The sequence below is a fragment of the Leptospira noumeaensis genome, assembly GCF_004770765.1.
GTDB lineage: Bacteria > Spirochaetota > Leptospiria > Leptospirales > Leptospiraceae > Leptospira_A > Leptospira_A noumeaensis.
The window spans coordinates 123,267-140,760 of record NZ_RQFK01000007.1; the positions used below are offsets into that span (position 1 = coordinate 123,267).

Annotated in this window: 17 protein-coding genes; 10 read left to right on the forward strand and 7 right to left on the reverse strand. The window is 38.0% G+C overall.

The window, feature by feature from the left end:
• Positions 1-148 precede the first annotated feature (148 nt).
• Positions 149-2,305, forward strand: coding sequence for a PAS domain S-box protein (locus EHQ24_RS00645; RefSeq protein WP_135599958.1), 2,157 nt, complete (start codon positions 149-151; stop codon positions 2,303-2,305).
• A 92-nt stretch (positions 2,306-2,397) separates the two neighbouring features.
• On the forward strand, positions 2,398-3,177 hold the full coding sequence (locus EHQ24_RS00650) for a 1-acyl-sn-glycerol-3-phosphate acyltransferase (protein WP_135599793.1): 780 nt from the start codon (positions 2,398-2,400) through the stop codon (positions 3,175-3,177).
• 26 nt (positions 3,178-3,203) lie between these two features.
• Here EHQ24_RS00650 and EHQ24_RS00655 read toward each other — a convergent pair whose 3' ends face one another.
• Both EHQ24_RS00655 and EHQ24_RS00660 read right to left on the reverse strand, forming a co-directional pair.
• The gene (locus tag EHQ24_RS00655) at positions 3,204-3,692 is read right to left on the reverse strand and encodes an SRPBCC family protein (protein ID WP_135599794.1); all 489 of its coding nucleotides are present in this window, start codon (positions 3,690-3,692) and stop codon (positions 3,204-3,206) included.
• The gene (locus tag EHQ24_RS00660; RefSeq protein WP_135599795.1) at positions 3,689-4,024 is read right to left on the reverse strand and encodes an ArsR/SmtB family transcription factor; all 336 of its coding nucleotides are present in this window, start codon (positions 4,022-4,024) and stop codon (positions 3,689-3,691) included. Before EHQ24_RS00660 ends, EHQ24_RS00655 begins: the two co-directional genes overlap by 4 nt.
• A 108-nt stretch (positions 4,025-4,132) precedes the next feature.
• Between EHQ24_RS00660 and EHQ24_RS00665 the strand changes: the two genes are divergently transcribed.
• From EHQ24_RS00665 to EHQ24_RS00680, 4 genes are all read left to right on the forward strand, one after another.
• Positions 4,133-5,428, forward strand: a complete 1,296-nt coding sequence (locus EHQ24_RS00665) for a chloride channel protein (RefSeq protein WP_135599796.1) — start codon at positions 4,133-4,135, stop codon at positions 5,426-5,428.
• A 58-nt stretch (positions 5,429-5,486) separates the two neighbouring features.
• Positions 5,487-5,828 (forward strand): hypothetical protein, encoded by a 342-nt coding sequence (locus EHQ24_RS00670; RefSeq protein ID WP_135599797.1) that lies wholly within the window; start codon positions 5,487-5,489, stop codon positions 5,826-5,828.
• A gap of 92 nt (positions 5,829-5,920) precedes the next feature.
• A complete protein-coding gene (locus EHQ24_RS00675; RefSeq protein WP_135599798.1) occupies positions 5,921-7,054 on the forward strand; it encodes a FecR family protein in 1,134 nt (377 codons plus the stop codon).
• Between the two features lie 264 nt (positions 7,055-7,318).
• Positions 7,319-9,391 carry a methyl-accepting chemotaxis protein gene (locus EHQ24_RS00680; RefSeq protein ID WP_135599799.1) on the forward strand — a complete coding sequence of 691 codons (2,073 nt, stop codon included), beginning with the start codon at positions 7,319-7,321 and terminating at the stop codon, positions 9,389-9,391.
• Between the two features lie 75 nt (positions 9,392-9,466).
• Here the strand turns inward: EHQ24_RS00680 and EHQ24_RS00685 are convergent, their stop codons facing one another.
• Both EHQ24_RS00685 and EHQ24_RS00690 read right to left on the reverse strand, forming a co-directional pair.
• On the reverse strand, positions 9,467-11,284 hold the full coding sequence (locus EHQ24_RS00685) for an alginate export family protein (RefSeq protein ID WP_135599800.1): 1,818 nt from the start codon (positions 11,282-11,284) through the stop codon (positions 9,467-9,469).
• Positions 11,285-11,812: 528 nt separating this feature from the next.
• A complete protein-coding gene (locus EHQ24_RS00690; protein WP_135584633.1) occupies positions 11,813-12,805 on the reverse strand; it encodes an HpcH/HpaI aldolase/citrate lyase family protein in 993 nt (330 codons plus the stop codon).
• Between the two features lie 281 nt (positions 12,806-13,086).
• Between EHQ24_RS00690 and EHQ24_RS00700 the strand changes: the two genes are divergently transcribed.
• The 3 genes from EHQ24_RS00700 to EHQ24_RS19290 all read left to right on the forward strand — a co-directional run bounded on the left by EHQ24_RS00700 (position 13,087) and on the right by EHQ24_RS19290 (position 14,119).
• On the forward strand, positions 13,087-13,521 hold the full coding sequence (locus EHQ24_RS00700; protein WP_135599801.1) for a globin domain-containing protein: 435 nt from the start codon (positions 13,087-13,089) through the stop codon (positions 13,519-13,521).
• A gap of 133 nt (positions 13,522-13,654) precedes the next feature.
• A complete protein-coding gene (locus EHQ24_RS19285; protein WP_208725672.1) occupies positions 13,655-13,870 on the forward strand; it encodes a hypothetical protein in 216 nt (71 codons plus the stop codon).
• Positions 13,871-13,909: 39 nt separating this feature from the next.
• Positions 13,910-14,119 carry a hypothetical protein gene (locus tag EHQ24_RS19290; protein WP_208725673.1) on the forward strand — a complete coding sequence of 70 codons (210 nt, stop codon included), beginning with the start codon at positions 13,910-13,912 and terminating at the stop codon, positions 14,117-14,119.
• A 57-nt stretch (positions 14,120-14,176) separates the two neighbouring features.
• Here the strand turns inward: EHQ24_RS19290 and EHQ24_RS00710 are convergent, their stop codons facing one another.
• Together EHQ24_RS00710 and EHQ24_RS00715 are read right to left on the reverse strand one after the other, a co-directional pair.
• Positions 14,177-15,109, reverse strand: coding sequence for an ornithine carbamoyltransferase (locus EHQ24_RS00710; RefSeq protein WP_135599802.1), 933 nt, complete (start codon positions 15,107-15,109; stop codon positions 14,177-14,179).
• Between the two features lie 87 nt (positions 15,110-15,196).
• A complete protein-coding gene (locus EHQ24_RS00715; RefSeq protein WP_135599803.1) occupies positions 15,197-15,544 on the reverse strand; it encodes an LEPBI_I2431 family sigma-54 regulated protein in 348 nt (115 codons plus the stop codon).
• 280 nt (positions 15,545-15,824) lie between these two features.
• Between EHQ24_RS00715 and EHQ24_RS00720 the strand changes: the two genes are divergently transcribed.
• Positions 15,825-16,811 (forward strand): cytochrome-c peroxidase, encoded by a 987-nt coding sequence (locus EHQ24_RS00720; RefSeq protein ID WP_135599804.1) that lies wholly within the window; start codon positions 15,825-15,827, stop codon positions 16,809-16,811.
• Between the two features lie 8 nt (positions 16,812-16,819).
• Here the strand turns inward: EHQ24_RS00720 and EHQ24_RS00725 are convergent, their stop codons facing one another.
• Complete coding sequence (locus EHQ24_RS00725) at positions 16,820-17,470, reverse strand: TetR/AcrR family transcriptional regulator (RefSeq protein WP_135599805.1); 651 nt, start codon at positions 17,468-17,470, stop codon at positions 16,820-16,822.
• Positions 17,471-17,494: the final 24 nt, after the last annotated feature.

Consider the following 17,494-nt stretch of genomic DNA (forward strand, 5'->3'; position numbering starts at 1 on the left):
AGATTCGTGTGCAGATAAAATAACCAAAACATTCTCCTATTTAGAAAATTTCTAAATATTTGATTGAATTAAATTTTGCTTCTGTCAGAATTTGATGTTTGTGAATTCCTGAACCTTCCTTCTTTAGGTTTTCGCAAAGGATGGTTTGATGACTTCAGTCGCTGATAAATCCATTTTGCTTGTTGAGGATGAGGCCATCCTTGCCATGTTTGAAAAAAAACAATTGGAAGATGGTGGATACAGCGTAACTCATGTTAATAATGGGGAAAATGCGATTCAATTAATCATCCAAGCAGATAAACCTTTCGATTTGATCCTCATGGATATTGATCTAGGAAAAGGTTTGGATGGAACTCAAACCGCCACAGAAATTTTAAATCATAAAGAAATTCCCGTAGTTTTTTTATCTTCTCATACTGAACGTGAAATTGTCAAAAAAACAGAAAGTATCACCTCTTATGGTTATGTGGTAAAAAACTCAGGATTTACTGTCTTAGATGCTTCGATCAAAATGGCTTTTAAATTATTTGAAGCAAACGAACTCACTAAAAGTAAAAAAGAACATTTAGAGACCGTATTGCATTCGATAGGTGATGGTGTCATAGCAACTGATAGCGATGGAAAAGTCATTCGAATGAATCCGATTGCGGAAAAGTTGACAGGTTGGACTCATGATGAAGGTGTCGGACTTGATATCAAAGATGTGTTCAATATAGTGAATGTGAAAACCCGTGCCTTGGTAGAAAATCCTGTAGATATTGTTCTTCGAACTAATTCCATTGTTGGCCTTGCAAATCACACAGTTTTACTTTCTCGGGATGGATCGGAATACCAAATTTCTGATTCGGGTTCTCCCATTAAAGATTTAAATGGAGAAACAAGAGGTGTTGTTCTTGTTTTTCGTGACATCACAGCAGAATATAATGTTCAAAGTCATATTGCCAAACAAGCAAATATGTTGAATAACGTTTTGGATGCAGTGATTGGTACTGATTTTAGTCATAAAATCAATTATTGGAACAAAGCTGCAGAAAAAATTTATCTTTGGAAATCAGAAGAAGTCATTGGAAAGTCTGTGATGGAAGTTTTAAAAACAGACTACATCAATCTTTCTAGTGAACAAGTGATGCAAAGAGTGAACTTGGATGGAAGTTTCATTGGTGAGGTAGTCCAATATGCTAAGGATGGAAGTATTCGAAACATTGAGGTAAACCAGGTTCTTCTCGACGATGAAAGTGATTTGCCTATTGGATACATTGCTGTTGGTAGAGATATCTCTGATCGATTGAATGCACTGCGACGTGTCAAAGAATCGGAAGCCAAACTGACTGAGATCATTGAATCAGCAATGGATGCTATCATCAGCATTGATCAATCTAAAAAAATCATACTCTTTAATGGCGCTGCGGAAAAGATGTTTGGTTACCAATCATTGGAGATTATTGGCCAACCTTTAGACCAATTGATCCCAATGAATTTTCGTAGCCAACATGATAACAATATTGATTCTTTTTCAAAAACAGGTGTTAGTCGTCGTGCTATGGGTGCATTGGGAGAGATTCGAGGACTTCGATCCAATGGGGAAGAGTTTCCTATCGAGGCTTCAATTTCTCAGATTTCTGTCAAAGAAGAAAAGTTATTTACTGTAATTTTACGAGATGTGAGTGTTCGGAATCTTTCGGAATCAAAAATCCAAAAACTTTTACTCGAAAAAGAAAATATTCTTAAAGAAATCCACCACCGCGTCAAAAATAACATGAGTTCTATCTTTACCTTGTTAACTCTACAGGCAAGGGCACAGTCAGAAAGTTCTTTGCAAACAATTCTTTATGAAGCTGCTGGGCGAGTTAAAAGTATGATTGTTTTGTATGATAAACTTTATCATTCAGAAACGGACAATACTGTTTCTTTGCAGGATTATTTTCCTGCTATTTTTAACGAAATCGTTTCGATTTTTCCTAAAAGTGTAGAAGTAAAAATGAATATTTTAGAGGAACCGATCGAATTAAATGCCAAATTACTTTCTTCATTGGGAATCATTCTGAATGAACTCATTACCAATTCAATGAAACATGCGTTTAATGAAATCAATCATGCAGTGATCGAACTTAGGATCTTTCGTGAGGATAAAAAACTTTATTTAGAATATTCTGATAATGGATTGGGAATTCCTGAATCAGTATCCTTTGAAAATTCCCCTGGTTTTGGTTTACAACTCATTGGAATGCTTGTCGATCAAATTGAAGGTAAAATTAGCATCGTTAGACAACCTTCTTCCATATTCCTTTTGGAATTTGCTGTTTGACCCATTGTAAGTTTTCTGAAGATTCTCTAAATTTAAGGCAGAGACTTTAGAATTATTGTTTACCATACTTGGGCTTCGGCTCCTATTCTCACATGGGCCAACTCCAATTCTTTGTTGTATTATGTTATGCAATTCCATTCATTGTAATTCTTTTCCCCATTGGGCTGTCATTTTCGTATATCTTTAAAATCATAGGCCTCGACCGTCCTTCCAATCGAATCAATAACTATTTAGGATATTTTTGGTATCGTTCTTTTTTCCTTTTAACAGGTAGAAAGTTACAGTTTGAACAGGGAGATTGGAATCCAAATGGAAACAATCGGTTTTTGATTTGTAACCATACCAATGCGATGGAAGTTCCTCTGATTGTAGCTCTCCCTTATTTATCAAAATCAAAGGACGTAAAACTTTCTTACTTAGGGGGTGATATCATTCAAAGATATAAAATCATTCCACTCATGATGCACAAAACAATTGTGGAAGCTGTTATTTATTCAGAAAAAAAACCAAATTTTCGAAATTTCAAAACCGATGTACTTCGAGTTTTAAAAACAAGATCCATATTTTTATACCCAGAAGGCGAAAGAACTTTTACAGAAGAAATCAAACCATTTCAAACGGGTGTTATGAAGATCGCCTATAAATTTAATGTGGATTTAGATGTATTTGTTGTGAGCGGAATGATGGGATATTCGAGTTTATCTGAATACTCTAACTTAAATAAGTCTAAAACTGTTTATTTCCAGTTTTGCGGATCCATAAAAGCAAAAGACTACGATACTTTTGAAACATACCTCTCTGCTGCAGAAAAACTAATGAAAGATAAAAAAAATGAAATTGAGACTTTGGAGAGGTCTGCCGTATTAACTTAAGTAAACGGCAAACCATTGATTCGTTGTTATTTGGATAAGGTTTTGGTAAAGGCAACAAGTTGGTCAAGGGCCGTTCCCCAGCCTTCTAAAAATCCCATATCTTCGTGTTGTTTTTTTGTTTCTGGATCTTTATGTTTTGCTACTGCTTTGTATTTTGTCGCTGTACCTATTGATTCCATAGTGACAAAAGCAGTCATAAAACTATTCCCAGATGGTCTATATCCAGGAAGCAAACTGTCTGTAAAAACTAATTTTTTTAAATGTTCTACTTCCAGAAAACAGCCGTTATTTGGAAATTTATTCCCATCTGGAGATTCCATTACTGTATAAAACTCTCCACCTGGTTTTAGATCAATCCTACAATCGATTGTTTTCCACGGCACGGGTGTGAACCACTGTTTGACTTGCTCTGGAATTGTCCAAGCGTTCCAAACTAACTCCACTGGCACTTCCACAATTCTTTCCAACACCAAATCCAATTCAGGATTGAACGATTCTTTTGATTCTTGATTCATGTTTTTCCCTTTGTTTTTAATAAAAATGAGTCCAATTGATTCAACCTTGTTTCCCATAAAGACTTTTGAACCTGTAGCCAAGATTCCATCACTGAAAATGGATTTGGATTGAGATAACAAATTCTAACCCTTCCTACTTTTTCCGTATAGATCAGCTGGGCTGACTCCAAAATATCCAAATGTTGCATGAAGGACGGCATCGCCATGGAAAACGGAGACGCCAAATCGCTGACACTCGAAGGTCCGATGCCTAGACGTTCCACCACCTGTCTTCTTGTTGGATCGGAGAGGGCCTGTAAAACAACATCCAGATTGTAGGTTCTTTTGACCATATTGGCATTGTACTGGATTTCAATACTTAGGTCAACACCTAAGTATTGAAATTGGGCAAAAGTTAGTTTTCGGTAAGCAGCGATTTCTGTTTATGGAAAGGTAAGTTGATGGAAAATTCCAATCCCGAACCAACGAAAGCCAGTTTCGAAATCCTACCCCTTTCGAATTCCCTTCCATTCTTTTGCAAATGGATGCTCATTCTCGGATTGGTCTCCCTATTGGTTGGTTCTGCATCCGCTTTCTTTCTCGTATCCCTGGAAAAAGTAAGTCAGTTACGAGAATCCAATCTCTGGTTTGTATATTTCCTACCTTTTGCTGGTTTTATCATTGGTTGGTTTTATTTTTATTACGGAAAAAATGTAAGTAAGGGGAATAATTTATTATTGGAAGAAATCCATTCCCCCACCTCCATCATCCCAATCCGAATGGCTCCCTTTGTTTTTTTGGGAACTCTTGTGACCCATTTATTCGGTGGATCCGCAGGCAGGGAGGGAACCGCCGTCCAAATGGGAGGATCGATTGCCCACCAATTGGTTCGTTTCCTTCCAATGACGATAAAAGAACAGCAAACATTGATTATAGTAGGAGTCAGCGCAGGTTTTGCCTCTGTATTCGGAACCCCACTGGCAGCGACCATTTTTGCGATTGAAGTCATTCGTATCGGAAGTTATCGTGTGCGATCGATTTTTCCAGCTTTTCTAACTGCATACATGGCGCATTGGGTTTGTTTGTTTTGGGGTGTGAATCATTCACATTATCCCAAAATTCCTTTTGTTTTTTCAGGAACCGTATTTTTCTGTTTGGTGGCTTTGGGGATTCTCTCTGGATGGGTTGCAAAATTGTTTAGTATGAGTTTACACAAACTTTCTGAACTTTTTCAAAAATGGATTCTGTTTGCGCCCTTGAAACCTGTTATCGGTGGAGCCATCCTTGTTTTGTTTTTTATATCGGGACTTAGTCCCAGTTATTTAGGACTTGGCCTTCCTACACTACAGTTATCTTTTACAAACTTATTGCCATCGGAAACTGTTTTTCTTAAATTTCTGGTCACAGTCATTACTATAGGCTCTGGATTTAAGGGAGGTGAGGTAACACCTTTATTTTTTATTGGAGCGAGTCTTGGAAATCTGTTTGGATATTTTGATCCTTCTCATTTAGTCTTATTTGTTGGGATTGGATTTATATCTGTTTTTGCTGGTGCGACTAACACTCCCTTAGCCTGTGCCATTATGGGAATGGAACTTTTTGGATGGGAATGTGGGATCTTTTTTATCTTAACTACAGGTCTTGCTTACATTTCCTCTGGTCATACGAGCATTTACCAATCGCAAATCATTGGCAAAACAAAACCTTTTAGTCAGGTTTCTGATTTTGGTAAAAAAATTTCCGAATTGAAAAAATAATTTAAATTTCTCATTGCTCTATTTTTTTCTTAAGTAATTTTTTTTAAAAGAGAAACGAATGTTAGCTGAGAATCGAAATTCAAAATCATTTTTATGGAAACAAAGCATCGTTGGATTTTTACTTCTAACTTTTCCCATCGTTTTATTTTATTTCAGTGGGATTGGAGCCCGTTTGAGTTGTGATCCAAGGGAATGTAAAATCATCCGTAAACAATTCACAGAAAGTTCAGAAGATCGATTGATTCTTACCGAGATCGAAAGAATCGGATACAATTACCAAGGTGCAGGTAGACAAAAGACGGGAGTCAGTTCCAGCGGTTTTTCTGCATCTGATCTAGAAATCCATTTAAAAGATGGGAAAAAAATTCTCATCTTTGGAACTGGGCAAAATCCTATTTAATTTCTTAAAAACTAAGTTTTGTTTTTACAAATTTGAAAATCCAGTCACTCTGAGTTGTTTTTTCTTTTACAGGGATAAATTCGGAAAAATATATGAAAACCTTCATTGCAGTACTTACCATCTTTCTTCTATCATTACAATGCGATCGTTTCCAATTTGGTTCTAACCAAACAAAGGATGACCAAGCAGGGGCTGTTGTCACTTTTCTCCAAGGAAACATTTTCATCACGACCCAAGGTAAGGAATCCAAAGCAAAAATTGGGGATGTCATTCGTCCAGGTGACCGCATCATTACTAAACTAGGTAGAGTAGATTTACAAACTTATAGAGGAGAGGTCATTCGCATTAAAGACAACTCTGATGTATTGTTTCGTGACATTGCAGGTGCGAGTCGACAAAATACGGACATTCATTTATGGACTGGAAATCTTCTCGTTAAATCAGTAAAATTAAAATCGGGGCAAAATCTTTCTGTCACTTCTCCTACGATGGTGGCAGGGGTTCGTGGTACGGTGTTTTCCTTTGAATTAGAAAAAGGATCTGTGCCAAAAGTGAAAGTATACGAAGGTGCTGTCTCTGTCGCTTTTAAAACTTCGCCGAAATTAATCGAACTAAACGAAGGTCTTTCCAAGGAAAATTACACTCGTTTGGTGAAAACATTGGAAGAAAACGAGGTTGTCTTGGAACCAGGGGAAAAGTTAGAAGTAAATCCCAATCTGAATGAATTAGTCTATTTGATCAATGCAAAGGTAGCTACTGGTGCATTGACAGGTGACGAATTGTCCGGATTTGTTGACTTTGAGAATGGTCTATCGAAGGTAAATGCTATTGTGTCTCCACAAGAGAAAGCTGAAGTAGAAACTTTGGTTTCCATTCCCGGAGAGACCATCCAAAAACAAATTGATTCACAAAACGCGGATAACACAGACGTAACAACTCAGACAATCGAAAAAGAACATAGTGAAAAACGAATTGAAGCCCTGAATCGAATCGCATCCGAAGCGGAAAAAACAGGGTTAGACAATGAAGAAGAAATCCATAGCCATTACAGTGTTTTGGAGACGATCCATAAAGCAAATGGAGAAGTACTTTCTGGTGCTGTCGTTGCCCAGTTAGGCGATATATTCATTGTCCACTCCACAAAAGGTGTATTCCAACTATCGGTGGATGATATCGAATACGTGGAATACAGAAATTTCAAAGTCAAAACAAGAGCGAAAAGATAACATTGGTCATAAAAGGAATTCAGATTGTACGAATCCTGAATTCCTTTTCGTTCTTTTTTGCTCTCTGTCCTAACTCAAATGAGACAAATTCAGGTTAGTTTTCTCGAGATCCTGAAAGATGTCGAGTTTCCTTAGTGAAACCACCCAATCCACAGCCGTTCACTTCGACACGTTAGTCAATTTCTTGATCCATCAAACCGAGATTTCAGTGCCGGAAGCGGTAATATATTTACAAAAAATTTATTAAACATAAGATCGATCCTTATGAGTATACGCCAAAGGGTCTCTTTATCTATAGCAGGTATTTTATTTATTGGATTTCTGATACTAACTACATTTCAAATCTATCGTACAATCACAGACCTTAACGCCGAAATTAAAGAAAATTCGAAAATTACTTCTGAAAAGTGGTCATTTGAAATTCAGGAACATCTCAACGCGATGATGGGCGTGATTCGTGGTTTTCGTTTTGCCTTATTTTATGCGTCACCTCCTCGGGAATCCATGATCAGTAGTATGAGAGAAATTCTGGAACGTAACGATGATATTTTTGCTATATGGCTTTGTTACGAACCTAACGGTTATGAAGGGAGAGATGTTGCTTTCGTTGGAAAACCTGGACATGATAAAACAGGTAGATTCATTCCTTATTTACATCGAAATTCAGAAGGTAAAATCGAATTAGAACCGTTAGTAGATTATGATAATCCGGAAGGGGCAGGTGATTATTATCTCCAAGTTAAAAAATCAAATAAAGCGAAGGTTTTTGGACCTTACGAGTATTTAGCTGGTGGAAAAAAAATTCAAATGATTTCCCTTGTGGTTCCGATTTACCCTAAGGGTAAATTTATGGGAGCTGCCGGAATTGATTTGGATGTAGGTACCTTACAGGAAAAAATCGGAGACACTCGACCATTTCGAGGACAAGGCCATATTGCCTTTTTGTCATCTAACGGAACTTATGTAATGTATGGGCAAGACAAATCCAAATTAGGTAAAAAAATAGAAAATCCAGAACATTTAAAGTATTATTTAGAAAATTTAAAATTGGGAAAAATGTTCACGATTCAAGATGGAGGTTACACTCATTATTTTTCTCCGTTCCATATCGGAAAAGATCCACAATTTTGGGCACTTCAAATTAGTATTCCTGATTCTATTTTTAGTGATCAAATCACTAAAGTGGTTCTTAGTTCTGTTTTGATTTCAGTTGCGATTTTATTTGTCGTTTTGTTTTTCTTAAATTTTGTTTTTAAAAAACAAATTAGTCTGCGTTTGGAAAAAGCAATGGAATTTTCTTCTCAAATCGCAAACGGCAACTTGGCAATCAGCGCGGAAGAAATCAACCAGGATGAAATTGGTACATTATTAGATTCTATGAACCAAATGAAAAATAGTTTAGTTTCTATCATTGGAGATATCAAACATACTGTAGAGAAGTTGGGCCATCAATCCAATACCATGGCTTCCACTTCACAAAACCTATCAGACACTTCACAAACACAAGCATCTGCTGCAGAAGAATCTTCCGCGGCAGTAGAAGAGTTGTCTGCATCTGCCGAAAACGTTGGTAAGTCAATGGAGGAAGCCGTAGTCAAGATGAAAGAAATCGATAGATCCGTTTTGACCTTAAGGGAAGAAGTTCAGAATATCAACAAAGAGATGGAATATCTTGCTAAATTCGCTTCGGAATCCAGAGAACATGCTGTCGTTGGTGAAACTGCTATGAACGAGTCTACTCGAGCGATGGAAGACATTGGTGAAAAGGCAGAACGAATTAGTGAAGTATTAGATATCATTACTGAAATCTCAGAAAAAACAAACTTACTTGCGTTAAATGCTGCGATCGAAGCAGCTAGAGCAGGGGATGCTGGTAGAGGGTTTGCTGTCGTTGCAGAAGAAATTGGGAAACTTGCCCTACAAACCGGGGCTTCTGTAAAAGAAATTGGTGATCTTGTAATTTCCACTAACTCCGCTGTGGAAAATGGAAACAAAAAAGTAACGGAAGCAGCACAAGTTTTGAATTTGCTGAACAGTCGAGTGAAAGAATTCGAAACTTCCGCAACTAGAGTGTTAGGTTCTGTTCTTTTGCAGGAAAATAATGCAAAGGACATTGCTCAAAACTCTAATTTGTTAACTAATTTAAACCTACAAATTGAAGATGCAGTTTTCGAACAAAAAAGAGCCACAGAGGAAATCTCAAAAACTATCATCAGTATTTCTAATGGAACCCAAGATGTTGCTACAGGATCTGACCAGTTGACCATTGTCTCTTCTGAAATTGCCTCACAGGCATCTTATCTTTCCACCCAAGTAGAAAGGTTTAAGTTAAAATAAATTCTCTCGAATAGAACCAAGGCTGACATTTTGGCCTTGGTTCTATAGAATATACCGTCGCTATTTTCTAAATTTTTAAATCGCAAAAACAGTTTGGAATGTAACCATCGTTGCCGTTGGACTCAAATCATACCGATGGAGAGGATCTGGTTCATTCGGATTGTTCTTTTGGTTTCGGATCGCATCTCCAGCACGAATCACAGTGGCACCAAACCAAAACGAAACGTTTTCAAATGGAGTGATGATATAAATAAAGTTAACCTCAGTTGCTACAAGTTTTCCTAACTTTGGTTTGTTTACGTTATAAGCATCTGTATTATAATAATCTTCCGTAGAAGCAGTTTCACCTGTCGCTTTGCTACCAGCGACGTAGTTATTATTATCATAATATCCATCTTGTAACTTAACTTTATAATACCAGTGTGGATTTAAAATAAAAGTTCCATAATTAGAAGTTTCGTATTTTAAGTGTAATGAATAATCTTTAATGTTTTGCCAAAAAACAAGTCCAGAGTTTCCGTTTCCTGCAAAAGGTAGGGAACCTCCTGCCATCCTTCTCGTTGCAAATAGGGGATTATAAGTTCCTACACTAGAATCATTCCGATTTGGATCTCCAGATGCTTGGACATATTGAACTCCAATACGAAATTCTTTTACAGGAGTGTATCCAAGTTGTACGGCAACTAAATTGGCTTTGTATCTTACTGCTTCAGATAAAGGAGGTGGTTCTCCCGTTTTTTGATTGGTTGAATAAGTTCCGTTTTGATTCAACCAATCGGGTGTAACTCGTTCCCCGGTAAAACCTGTTTGCCATGCAGCTTCAACCATCCAGTCGATTCCTGTGGTATCCGGTAATGCATTATTTTTGGTTCGATTTGTGAGGTGAAAACCTGAGGTGTTTAATTGATCATCACCACGATAACTTCTTGTTTCAGAAAGAGGCGATGGTGCCGTTGCTTTTTTTTGTTGTTTAAACAAACTGTAATTGTATAAGTCAAGACCTAACCAATCGGCTACCTTCCAGTTATAATGAGCTCCGCCATAATAGGAATCGCCAATTCCACCTAACTTAGTTGAGTTGTTTGAAACAATACTATTGGAGTTGTTCTCTGCTCCAATCACAGATCCAAATAAATCCAATGTATGATTACTGATTTTTCCAGTGAACCGAAGTGCATCAAATGAGTTTCCATTCAAACTATCATTTCTTGCTCCGAGAATACGTCCGTCTCCAAACTCTAAAATTTGTCTCCCTGTCCGTAATCGGAAATTTTGATTTGCTGTTTTTAAATCTAAAAAAGCTTCTCTTAGGCCAGTAAAATTGTTCAATGCAACATCTTTTTGTTTGGTGGTGTCAATGGTAGTTCCGGCATTTGCAATGGCACCATACTTCTGGTCAGCAGTTCCATTTGATACTACTTCCCCTCCCCATAGGCGCACATCTTGTAGTGTGATTTTGAATAAAACATTCTCATTGATATCTCCTAATAGATAAAACTGAGTTTGAGTTAATGTGCTGTTTCTATTGTCCGCAGTAGATTTATCAAAATCAGTATTATTGAGTGAATCTACCTTAGGACGAATTCCAAATCCAACGCGAAACTTATCAGCAAACCAAAGTCCTTTATTCTCTTGGATCGACTTTCTTTGTTTGCTGGTTACCTGCAAAGTTCGTAGATATTCTCCTGAAAGATTTCCAATTTGCTGACTGACATACCCTTCTTTTTTTTCCTCTTTGGCTTGTGGAGGAAGGGGAGGGGGTTCTAGAGCGGCATCCACTTTGGGATTTGTCGCCTGCTCTGTTTGGCCATAAATTGCAGTTCCTGAACCTACGAAGGTAAGGAAAAGAACGAGAGAAAGAAAGGGTTTAGATTTGGATATTCGCTTGCTCATAATTGAGGATAGTAACTAATCCAATTCCATTATTGTAAACATAAAATCATTATATTAGATATATTATCCGTAAAATTGGAAAATTTGCTGTGATATTAATCTCTATCACTTCTTTTTCCAGTATTTCCTCGCGTCATTGACTAGAAAATTCGGGAAAATGGCTGCTTTGCCTAAGATTCTATTGGGATGGGAGGATAGGATTTTCCATTCTGATGAGAATTCCGTATCGGGATTTTGTTTTTGTCTCTTGGATCAAACGCCACTCGTTGTGATTATGAGAAAGTTTGAATGTGAATTAAGAAATTGTTAATTTAGAGATTCGTTCAGATCCAGTTCCGCGCGAGTGGGAAGAGTAATGGTGTCAGGGGGAGGTCATAGTGTGGGACTGATGATGCGGAAAGAAAGGTAACTAGGTGTAAAAGGTAAGTCGCTTACTTAGTAAAGTCACTTACCTTTTACACGGACTTCCAAAGGTAAGCCAGTCACCAAAGTAACTAACTTACCAAGTCGAGCGGTTAGTTTTATCGACTACTTAGAGAAGAATCTTTTTTCTACTTCTTCTGGAAGTTTTTGTCCTGTGAGTTTCGCTTTTTGGACTAGTTCCCAGAAATAACGATAAGTCGCACGGTCATGTAAATCCCCGTCATGTTGGATTGGTCCCCATTCCGCGTCTTGAGCTTTGATGAGAATTTCACAAGCAGTGAGAGTTTCAGCAAAGTTAGGAGCCATTGCATCCAAAATCGATTGGATTTGTGCAGGATAAATGGACCACATACGTAAGAAACCGAATTCATCATGTGCACGTTTCGCATCTGCGTATGTTTGGTAGATATTTTTAAGATCTAGGGTTACGTTATGAGCCGGAATCACACCATTCATAAGGGCAGCTGCCACTAGGTTTGCTTTTCCACGGCGAAGGAGTTCGTGGTCAAATTGACCAGGAGACTTCATACAAGATGCTGGAATTGCACCGTGGTGTCCGGAAATAAAGTCCATTAGACCAAAATCCAAAACTTGTAACCAAGGAAGAGCCGCAATTTCAAATACTTCATTCAATGCACCGTGAGTTTCAATCAAAACGTGGATTGGAATTTCGCGTTTGATCCCTGCTTTTTTACAAGCATCTTGGATGTAAGTGATTTGTTCTTTTACCTGACTTGCTTTTGTCGGTTTTGGAATGGTGATATAAGCAATTACATTTCCTGCACCTGGAACAATGATATCAACATCACCGCGCCAATGTTCGTTAGTATAATCATGAATACGAACACCACTCATTTTGTGTTTGTTGAGTTCAGAATTTTGAATGCGAACAATCATTTCTGCGTGTTCTTTTTCTTTCCCAGTTTGGGCACCGTCTTCGCAGTCCATCGTGATATCGAAAAGTCCACCGAGTTTATTTTGTAACTCGAGAGCTTTCGTGATGAGTTTTTCAGATCCAGCGAAGTGTTCACAAGCAGGGATGATAGGGAAAGGTTTTTCTCCTGCAAAGAGTGCGGATTGCGGGTGAGTCAGTGCCATTTAGTATACCTTTTTCGGAATTTTTTACCAAGTTTTGCGAATTTTACCTATCGTCCAGGAATTAATACCAAATCCGGATAGAGGTTCTCCTCTTCGAAATCACAAAAGGAAAGCCAGTTACTTTTTACAGCTGGTTCCCATAGAAACTTAGATGATTTATTTTGGATTTTGGGGGGCGAACCCCTCGTCCCTCGGGGCCGGGCAAGCCCGGGCTCCGCCTTCGGCTCCGGTCGAAAATTCGACTTCCCCTTCCTGTCCCTTTCGCGATACTGACTATCGATTTGGATCCGAATGATATTTACACTCCCCCCGGTGGACCACCTCCCCCTAGCCCGAACGTTAAATTTCTTTTTGAAAAATGGGGTGAGGTAGCAATTCGCAAACTTGTTTCTGATTTTTATGATCTGGTGGCGAGTTCGGAAATCAAATGGATGTTTAAAGGGGATTGGAATCTCGCAAAAGAGAAACAGGCAGATTTTTTAATCCAGGTGTTAGGTGGCCCTAGCTTGTACGTTGAAAAATGGGGCCCCGCTCGGATGCGAATGCGGCATTTTGTGTTCCCTATTTCTGAAAAGGAAAGGGCGGTTTGGTTTCGCTGTTATGATGAAGCCTTACAAAAGTTTGATTTTGATCATGATGATAAAATTGACTTTTTATATTTTTTAGACGGATTTAGCGGATGGATGATCAACCGTAAAGATTCTGTTATGGAATGATTGTTTCGCAAAAGTAATTTGAATCAGAATCAAGTGTTATGATTAGATCTATCATAATCAATTCTTTAAATATTACGTGTCTGAATTAATATAACGCTTGGTATATGATATAGATACTCGACTCGCGGGTTTTATGATTCAAAAATTTTTTATTTCTGTTCTATGTTTTTCTTTATTTTCTTGTTCATGGGATCAAATAGAAAAATCGGTTAAGTCTGGAGATGGAGATGGGAACTTAACGAAGTCAAAATTAACTTTTTGGAAACCAGTCGGAAATCCAGAGCCAATCGAGTCTATTTCCTTTGAGCCAGATGATCATAGGTTAACCGAAGATTCACAAAATAAATGATCCGCACTAAGCCAAAAAATTTTAAAATCAGAAGAAAAAGTGCAAATTGTATTGTTCGGTAAAGTGAACACAACGGGAGATATAGGTTTTCAAGTTCGACTTCTAAAGCGGAGATACGACGAAATCAAATCTCTTTTAGCAAAAGAGTCAATTGACGATCATTCCGTTCTGCCTATCATCGGAGATCGAGACCAAAGCGGCGAAACAAAAGCAAATGCAATGATCCAAGTTTATCTGATCAAAAATTAACGGAAAACAAAACCTCCAATCTATTTTATCAAATGGTTTTGATTGTGGCTCTACGTTTTAACTATGGTTTTCTAGTAATTTGATTATGATTGCTTTTTGAGCATCTAAGCGATTTTCAGCCTGTGTGAAAATAATCGAACGTTCACTTTGTACCATATCTCTAGTAATTTCATAACCTGCATGGATGGGCATATCGTGCATTACTTTTGCTTTCGTGTTTTTTAAAAGTTCTGCATTTACCTGGTATGGCATCATCAACTGAATTCTTTCTTCTTTTTCTTTTTGAAATTTTGGATCGTTGAAGAATTCCATATCTACCCAGGTATCTGTGTAAACATAGTCTGCATTGGATACAGCCTTTTTGACATCCGTCTCCCAGGAGATAGTTGCTTTTTTCTTTGCTCTATCAATGGATGCTTTAACGATTGATTCATCCGAAGCAATAGGTGTTACTAGTGTTAGGTGAATTCCAAGAGCAGCTGTTATTTCAATTAAAGAGTTCGCAACATTATTATGAACACCAATATAACATAAGTTTTTCTTTTGCCAGTCATTAGGTGAGTCCATAACAATAGTAAGTATATCAGCAAGTGATTGGCAGGGGTGAAATAAATTACAACATCCATTGATTACAGGAACTGTTGATCCTGATTTTAAAACGAGTAGGTCTTCGTGTTTTTTGAGTCGAGCCATGATGACGGCCACGTTGCTGGATAAATATTTGCCTTCAAAATCAATATCAGATAAAAGAAAATTGGATGCCATCCAATCCAAAAATATGGCATGTCCTCCAAGTTCAGTCATCCCAGCTTCAAAGGAAACCCGAGTTCTTGTAGATGTTTTTTGGAATAACATGGCAAGGGAACGACCGGCCATATGTCCGGAAAAATAAACTCGATTTTTCTTTACATAAACGGCAAATTCAAGAAGTTCTTGGATCTCTCCATCACTCCAATCTTGCCAAGATATCAAATGTTTAACCTGGGACATAGCTTCCCTACCAATATCGGCTTGGTTAAGAACCAAATCGAGGGATTCTAGTGAGAAACAGAGTCCGAATCCCGATTTTTTTAGTGTCTAGGCTGCCGATTCTGCAATGGATCTTGCGATGATAAAATTTGGTAAAATCAATTCTTCCAAAAACTTGATCCCGAAATGCCTGCCTTGGTCAGTTTCTTTGATCCATGCAATTTTGCCTTTGAAGGAAATTCTTGACCGAGTTAAATCACTTTCGATGACTCCGGTAACAAAATCACGGTCATCGAGACGGACTTCTTGGTCTAGATTCCCACTCACACCCAGTTCCGAAATATTACCAATTCTTGCGATCAGGAACTCGGGGTTTTCATTGATTGAAAAAAGTTTCAAAACTAAATCGTCCCAATCCAATGATTCAATGCGATCCGTTCTTCTTGTGTTCAACATAGACAGCTCCTAAAATTCTAAAGGAACTATAAGCATAAATCGTGCCAAAATCGAAAGTAGGTTACTTTTCCTAGTTTGTCACCCGCCTCAAACAGAGAAGACATTCATTTGCCTTAAATTGTTGGCCCAAAGACCGACCTAGACTTTTCTGTGGGTTAGAACCACTCAAATTGTATAGTTTGGATACAATTAATATGATTCTAAGTTTAGACTCATTGTATAATATTTCTAACTTGCCGATTCTGCGTAAAATCTGGGAATATCCGTCTAGAGGATCGATATGCTCAAACAAATATTTACACCTTTTCTTCTTTCCCTTCTCTTCCTATCATTCGCAAATTGCGGGCCTTCTCAGGAAACCAAAGATTTGCAAGTGAAAGCAAAACAAATCATTGGTGCGTTACCGGCAAAAATGCCTGGGTCTGAAAACGATACTGAAGAACTAATTTCCCTTGGGAAAAAACTATATTTTGAGAAGAAATTATCCCTAAACGAAACTCAATCTTGTAACTCTTGTCACAACATTGAGGGCAAGGCTGCCGGTGTGGATAACCTTTCCACTTCTCCAGGTGCCTTTGGAAAAAATGGAGATAGAAATTCTCCTACGGTTCTAAATGCAGGATTTCATTTTGTTCAATTTTGGGATGGTCGAGCTGCAGATTTGAAAGCACAGGCGAAAGGGCCTATCTTGAACCCTGTAGAAATGGCAATGCCTTCCGAGAAAGAAGTTTTAAAGCGAATGAACGAAGATGCAGATTACCCAGGATTGTTTGCAAAAGCTTTCCCGAATGAAAAAACTCCAGTGACTTACGAAAATTTGGCTGGGGCAATTGCTGCCTTTGAAAGAACTTTTGTGACATCTTCTCGATTTGATGATTTTATCAACGGTGACCATAAAAGTATTTCCAAAGAAGAACAAGAAGGATTCAAAAGTTTTCTAGCAGCTGGTTGTACATCTTGTCATTCAGGCAATTTACTCGGTGGGAACTCTTATAGAAAGATTGGCCAAGTGAATGAATACAAAACGGCTGACCTTGGACTCTATAATGTAACCAAAAAAGTAGAAGATAAGTTTTTCTTTAAGGTGCCTAGCCTTCGAAACATCGCTCTCACTGGCCCATACTTTCATGATGGTGCGGTTCAAACTTTGGAGGAAGCCGTAAAAAAGATGGCTTTCCACCAACTTGGTTTGGATCTTTCTGATGAAGAGACCAAAAAAATAGTCCTCTTTCTCGGCACTTTATCTGATAAAAGTCGAGTGGATTAATGACTCAATTAATGAATTTTCATTAATTGTGAATAACCTTGGATTCCCGATATCATTTCGAGGGATCCAAGTAACCATTTTTCTAAAGCACGGTGTCTGAGAGCGATCGGTATTGGTTTTAGATACTCCTTAAAAGCCTTCGAACCTAATATCCGCAGTACAGAGACCATTTGGCCTGCTACCACTCTAAGAATAGGATTAAATTCAATGGTTCCCCTTTCTAATTGCAGGGCGTCTGCTAATCTCAGTTCGTAGTGCTCCCAAAGCAATAAATACCTTTGTTCTAATTCTGGGCTGTCCATCCAAGGATGGAAACCGGGAAGCGAATCCACTAATTCCTCTGGATCGATCGATTGGATCAAATTCCAAAGGAAGTGTTTGAAGGCTTCGAAAATTGAATCTTCTTCCTTCCGTCCCAGTAGGCATTGGATCAACTCATTACAAAATAGTATTTCGTCTTGGAATGCTAGGTCTTCCTTCGATCGAAAGTAGGTAAATAGTGTTTTCACAGAGATATCGGCGTAATCAGCAATTTCGGAAACGGTAACTGCTGTGTATCCTTTTTCCCGAAATAACTGTTTTGCAGCTTGTAAAACAGAGTTCTGAATCGCTTGTTTCTTACGTTCTCGTAACGGCATTCTCATGATCATCGTTTCCATAGAGGTTTACCTTTCCTTTTTTGG

What these genes read in the sequence shown, in the direction of transcription:
- EHQ24_RS00645 (WP_135599958.1), top strand. Translation starts at nt 149, where the DNA reads ATGACTTCAGTCGCTGATAAATCCATTTTGCTTGTTGAGGATGAGGCC.
- EHQ24_RS00650 (WP_135599793.1), top strand. Translation starts at nt 2,398, where the DNA reads ATGGGCCAACTCCAATTCTTTGTTGTATTATGTTATGCAATTCCATTC.
- EHQ24_RS00655 (WP_135599794.1), bottom strand. Translation starts at nt 3,692, where the DNA reads ATGAATCAAGAATCAAAAGAATCGTTCAATCCTGAATTGGATTTGGTG.
- EHQ24_RS00660 (WP_135599795.1), bottom strand. Translation starts at nt 4,024, where the DNA reads ATGGTCAAAAGAACCTACAATCTGGATGTTGTTTTACAGGCCCTCTCC.
- EHQ24_RS00665 (WP_135599796.1), top strand. Translation starts at nt 4,133, where the DNA reads ATGGAAAATTCCAATCCCGAACCAACGAAAGCCAGTTTCGAAATCCTA.
- EHQ24_RS00670 (WP_135599797.1), top strand. Translation starts at nt 5,487, where the DNA reads ATGTTAGCTGAGAATCGAAATTCAAAATCATTTTTATGGAAACAAAGC.
- EHQ24_RS00675 (WP_135599798.1), top strand. Translation starts at nt 5,921, where the DNA reads ATGAAAACCTTCATTGCAGTACTTACCATCTTTCTTCTATCATTACAA.
- EHQ24_RS00680 (WP_135599799.1), top strand. Translation starts at nt 7,319, where the DNA reads ATGAGTATACGCCAAAGGGTCTCTTTATCTATAGCAGGTATTTTATTT.
- EHQ24_RS00685 (WP_135599800.1), bottom strand. Translation starts at nt 11,284, where the DNA reads ATGAGCAAGCGAATATCCAAATCTAAACCCTTTCTTTCTCTCGTTCTT.
- EHQ24_RS00690 (WP_135584633.1), bottom strand. Translation starts at nt 12,805, where the DNA reads ATGGCACTGACTCACCCGCAATCCGCACTCTTTGCAGGAGAAAAACCT.
- EHQ24_RS19285 (WP_208725672.1), top strand. Translation starts at nt 13,655, where the DNA reads ATGATTCAAAAATTTTTTATTTCTGTTCTATGTTTTTCTTTATTTTCT.
- EHQ24_RS00710 (WP_135599802.1), bottom strand. Translation starts at nt 15,109, where the DNA reads ATGTCCCAGGTTAAACATTTGATATCTTGGCAAGATTGGAGTGATGGA.
- EHQ24_RS00715 (WP_135599803.1), bottom strand. Translation starts at nt 15,544, where the DNA reads ATGTTGAACACAAGAAGAACGGATCGCATTGAATCATTGGATTGGGAC.
- EHQ24_RS00720 (WP_135599804.1), top strand. Translation starts at nt 15,825, where the DNA reads ATGCTCAAACAAATATTTACACCTTTTCTTCTTTCCCTTCTCTTCCTA.
- EHQ24_RS00725 (WP_135599805.1), bottom strand. Translation starts at nt 17,470, where the DNA reads ATGGAAACGATGATCATGAGAATGCCGTTACGAGAACGTAAGAAACAA.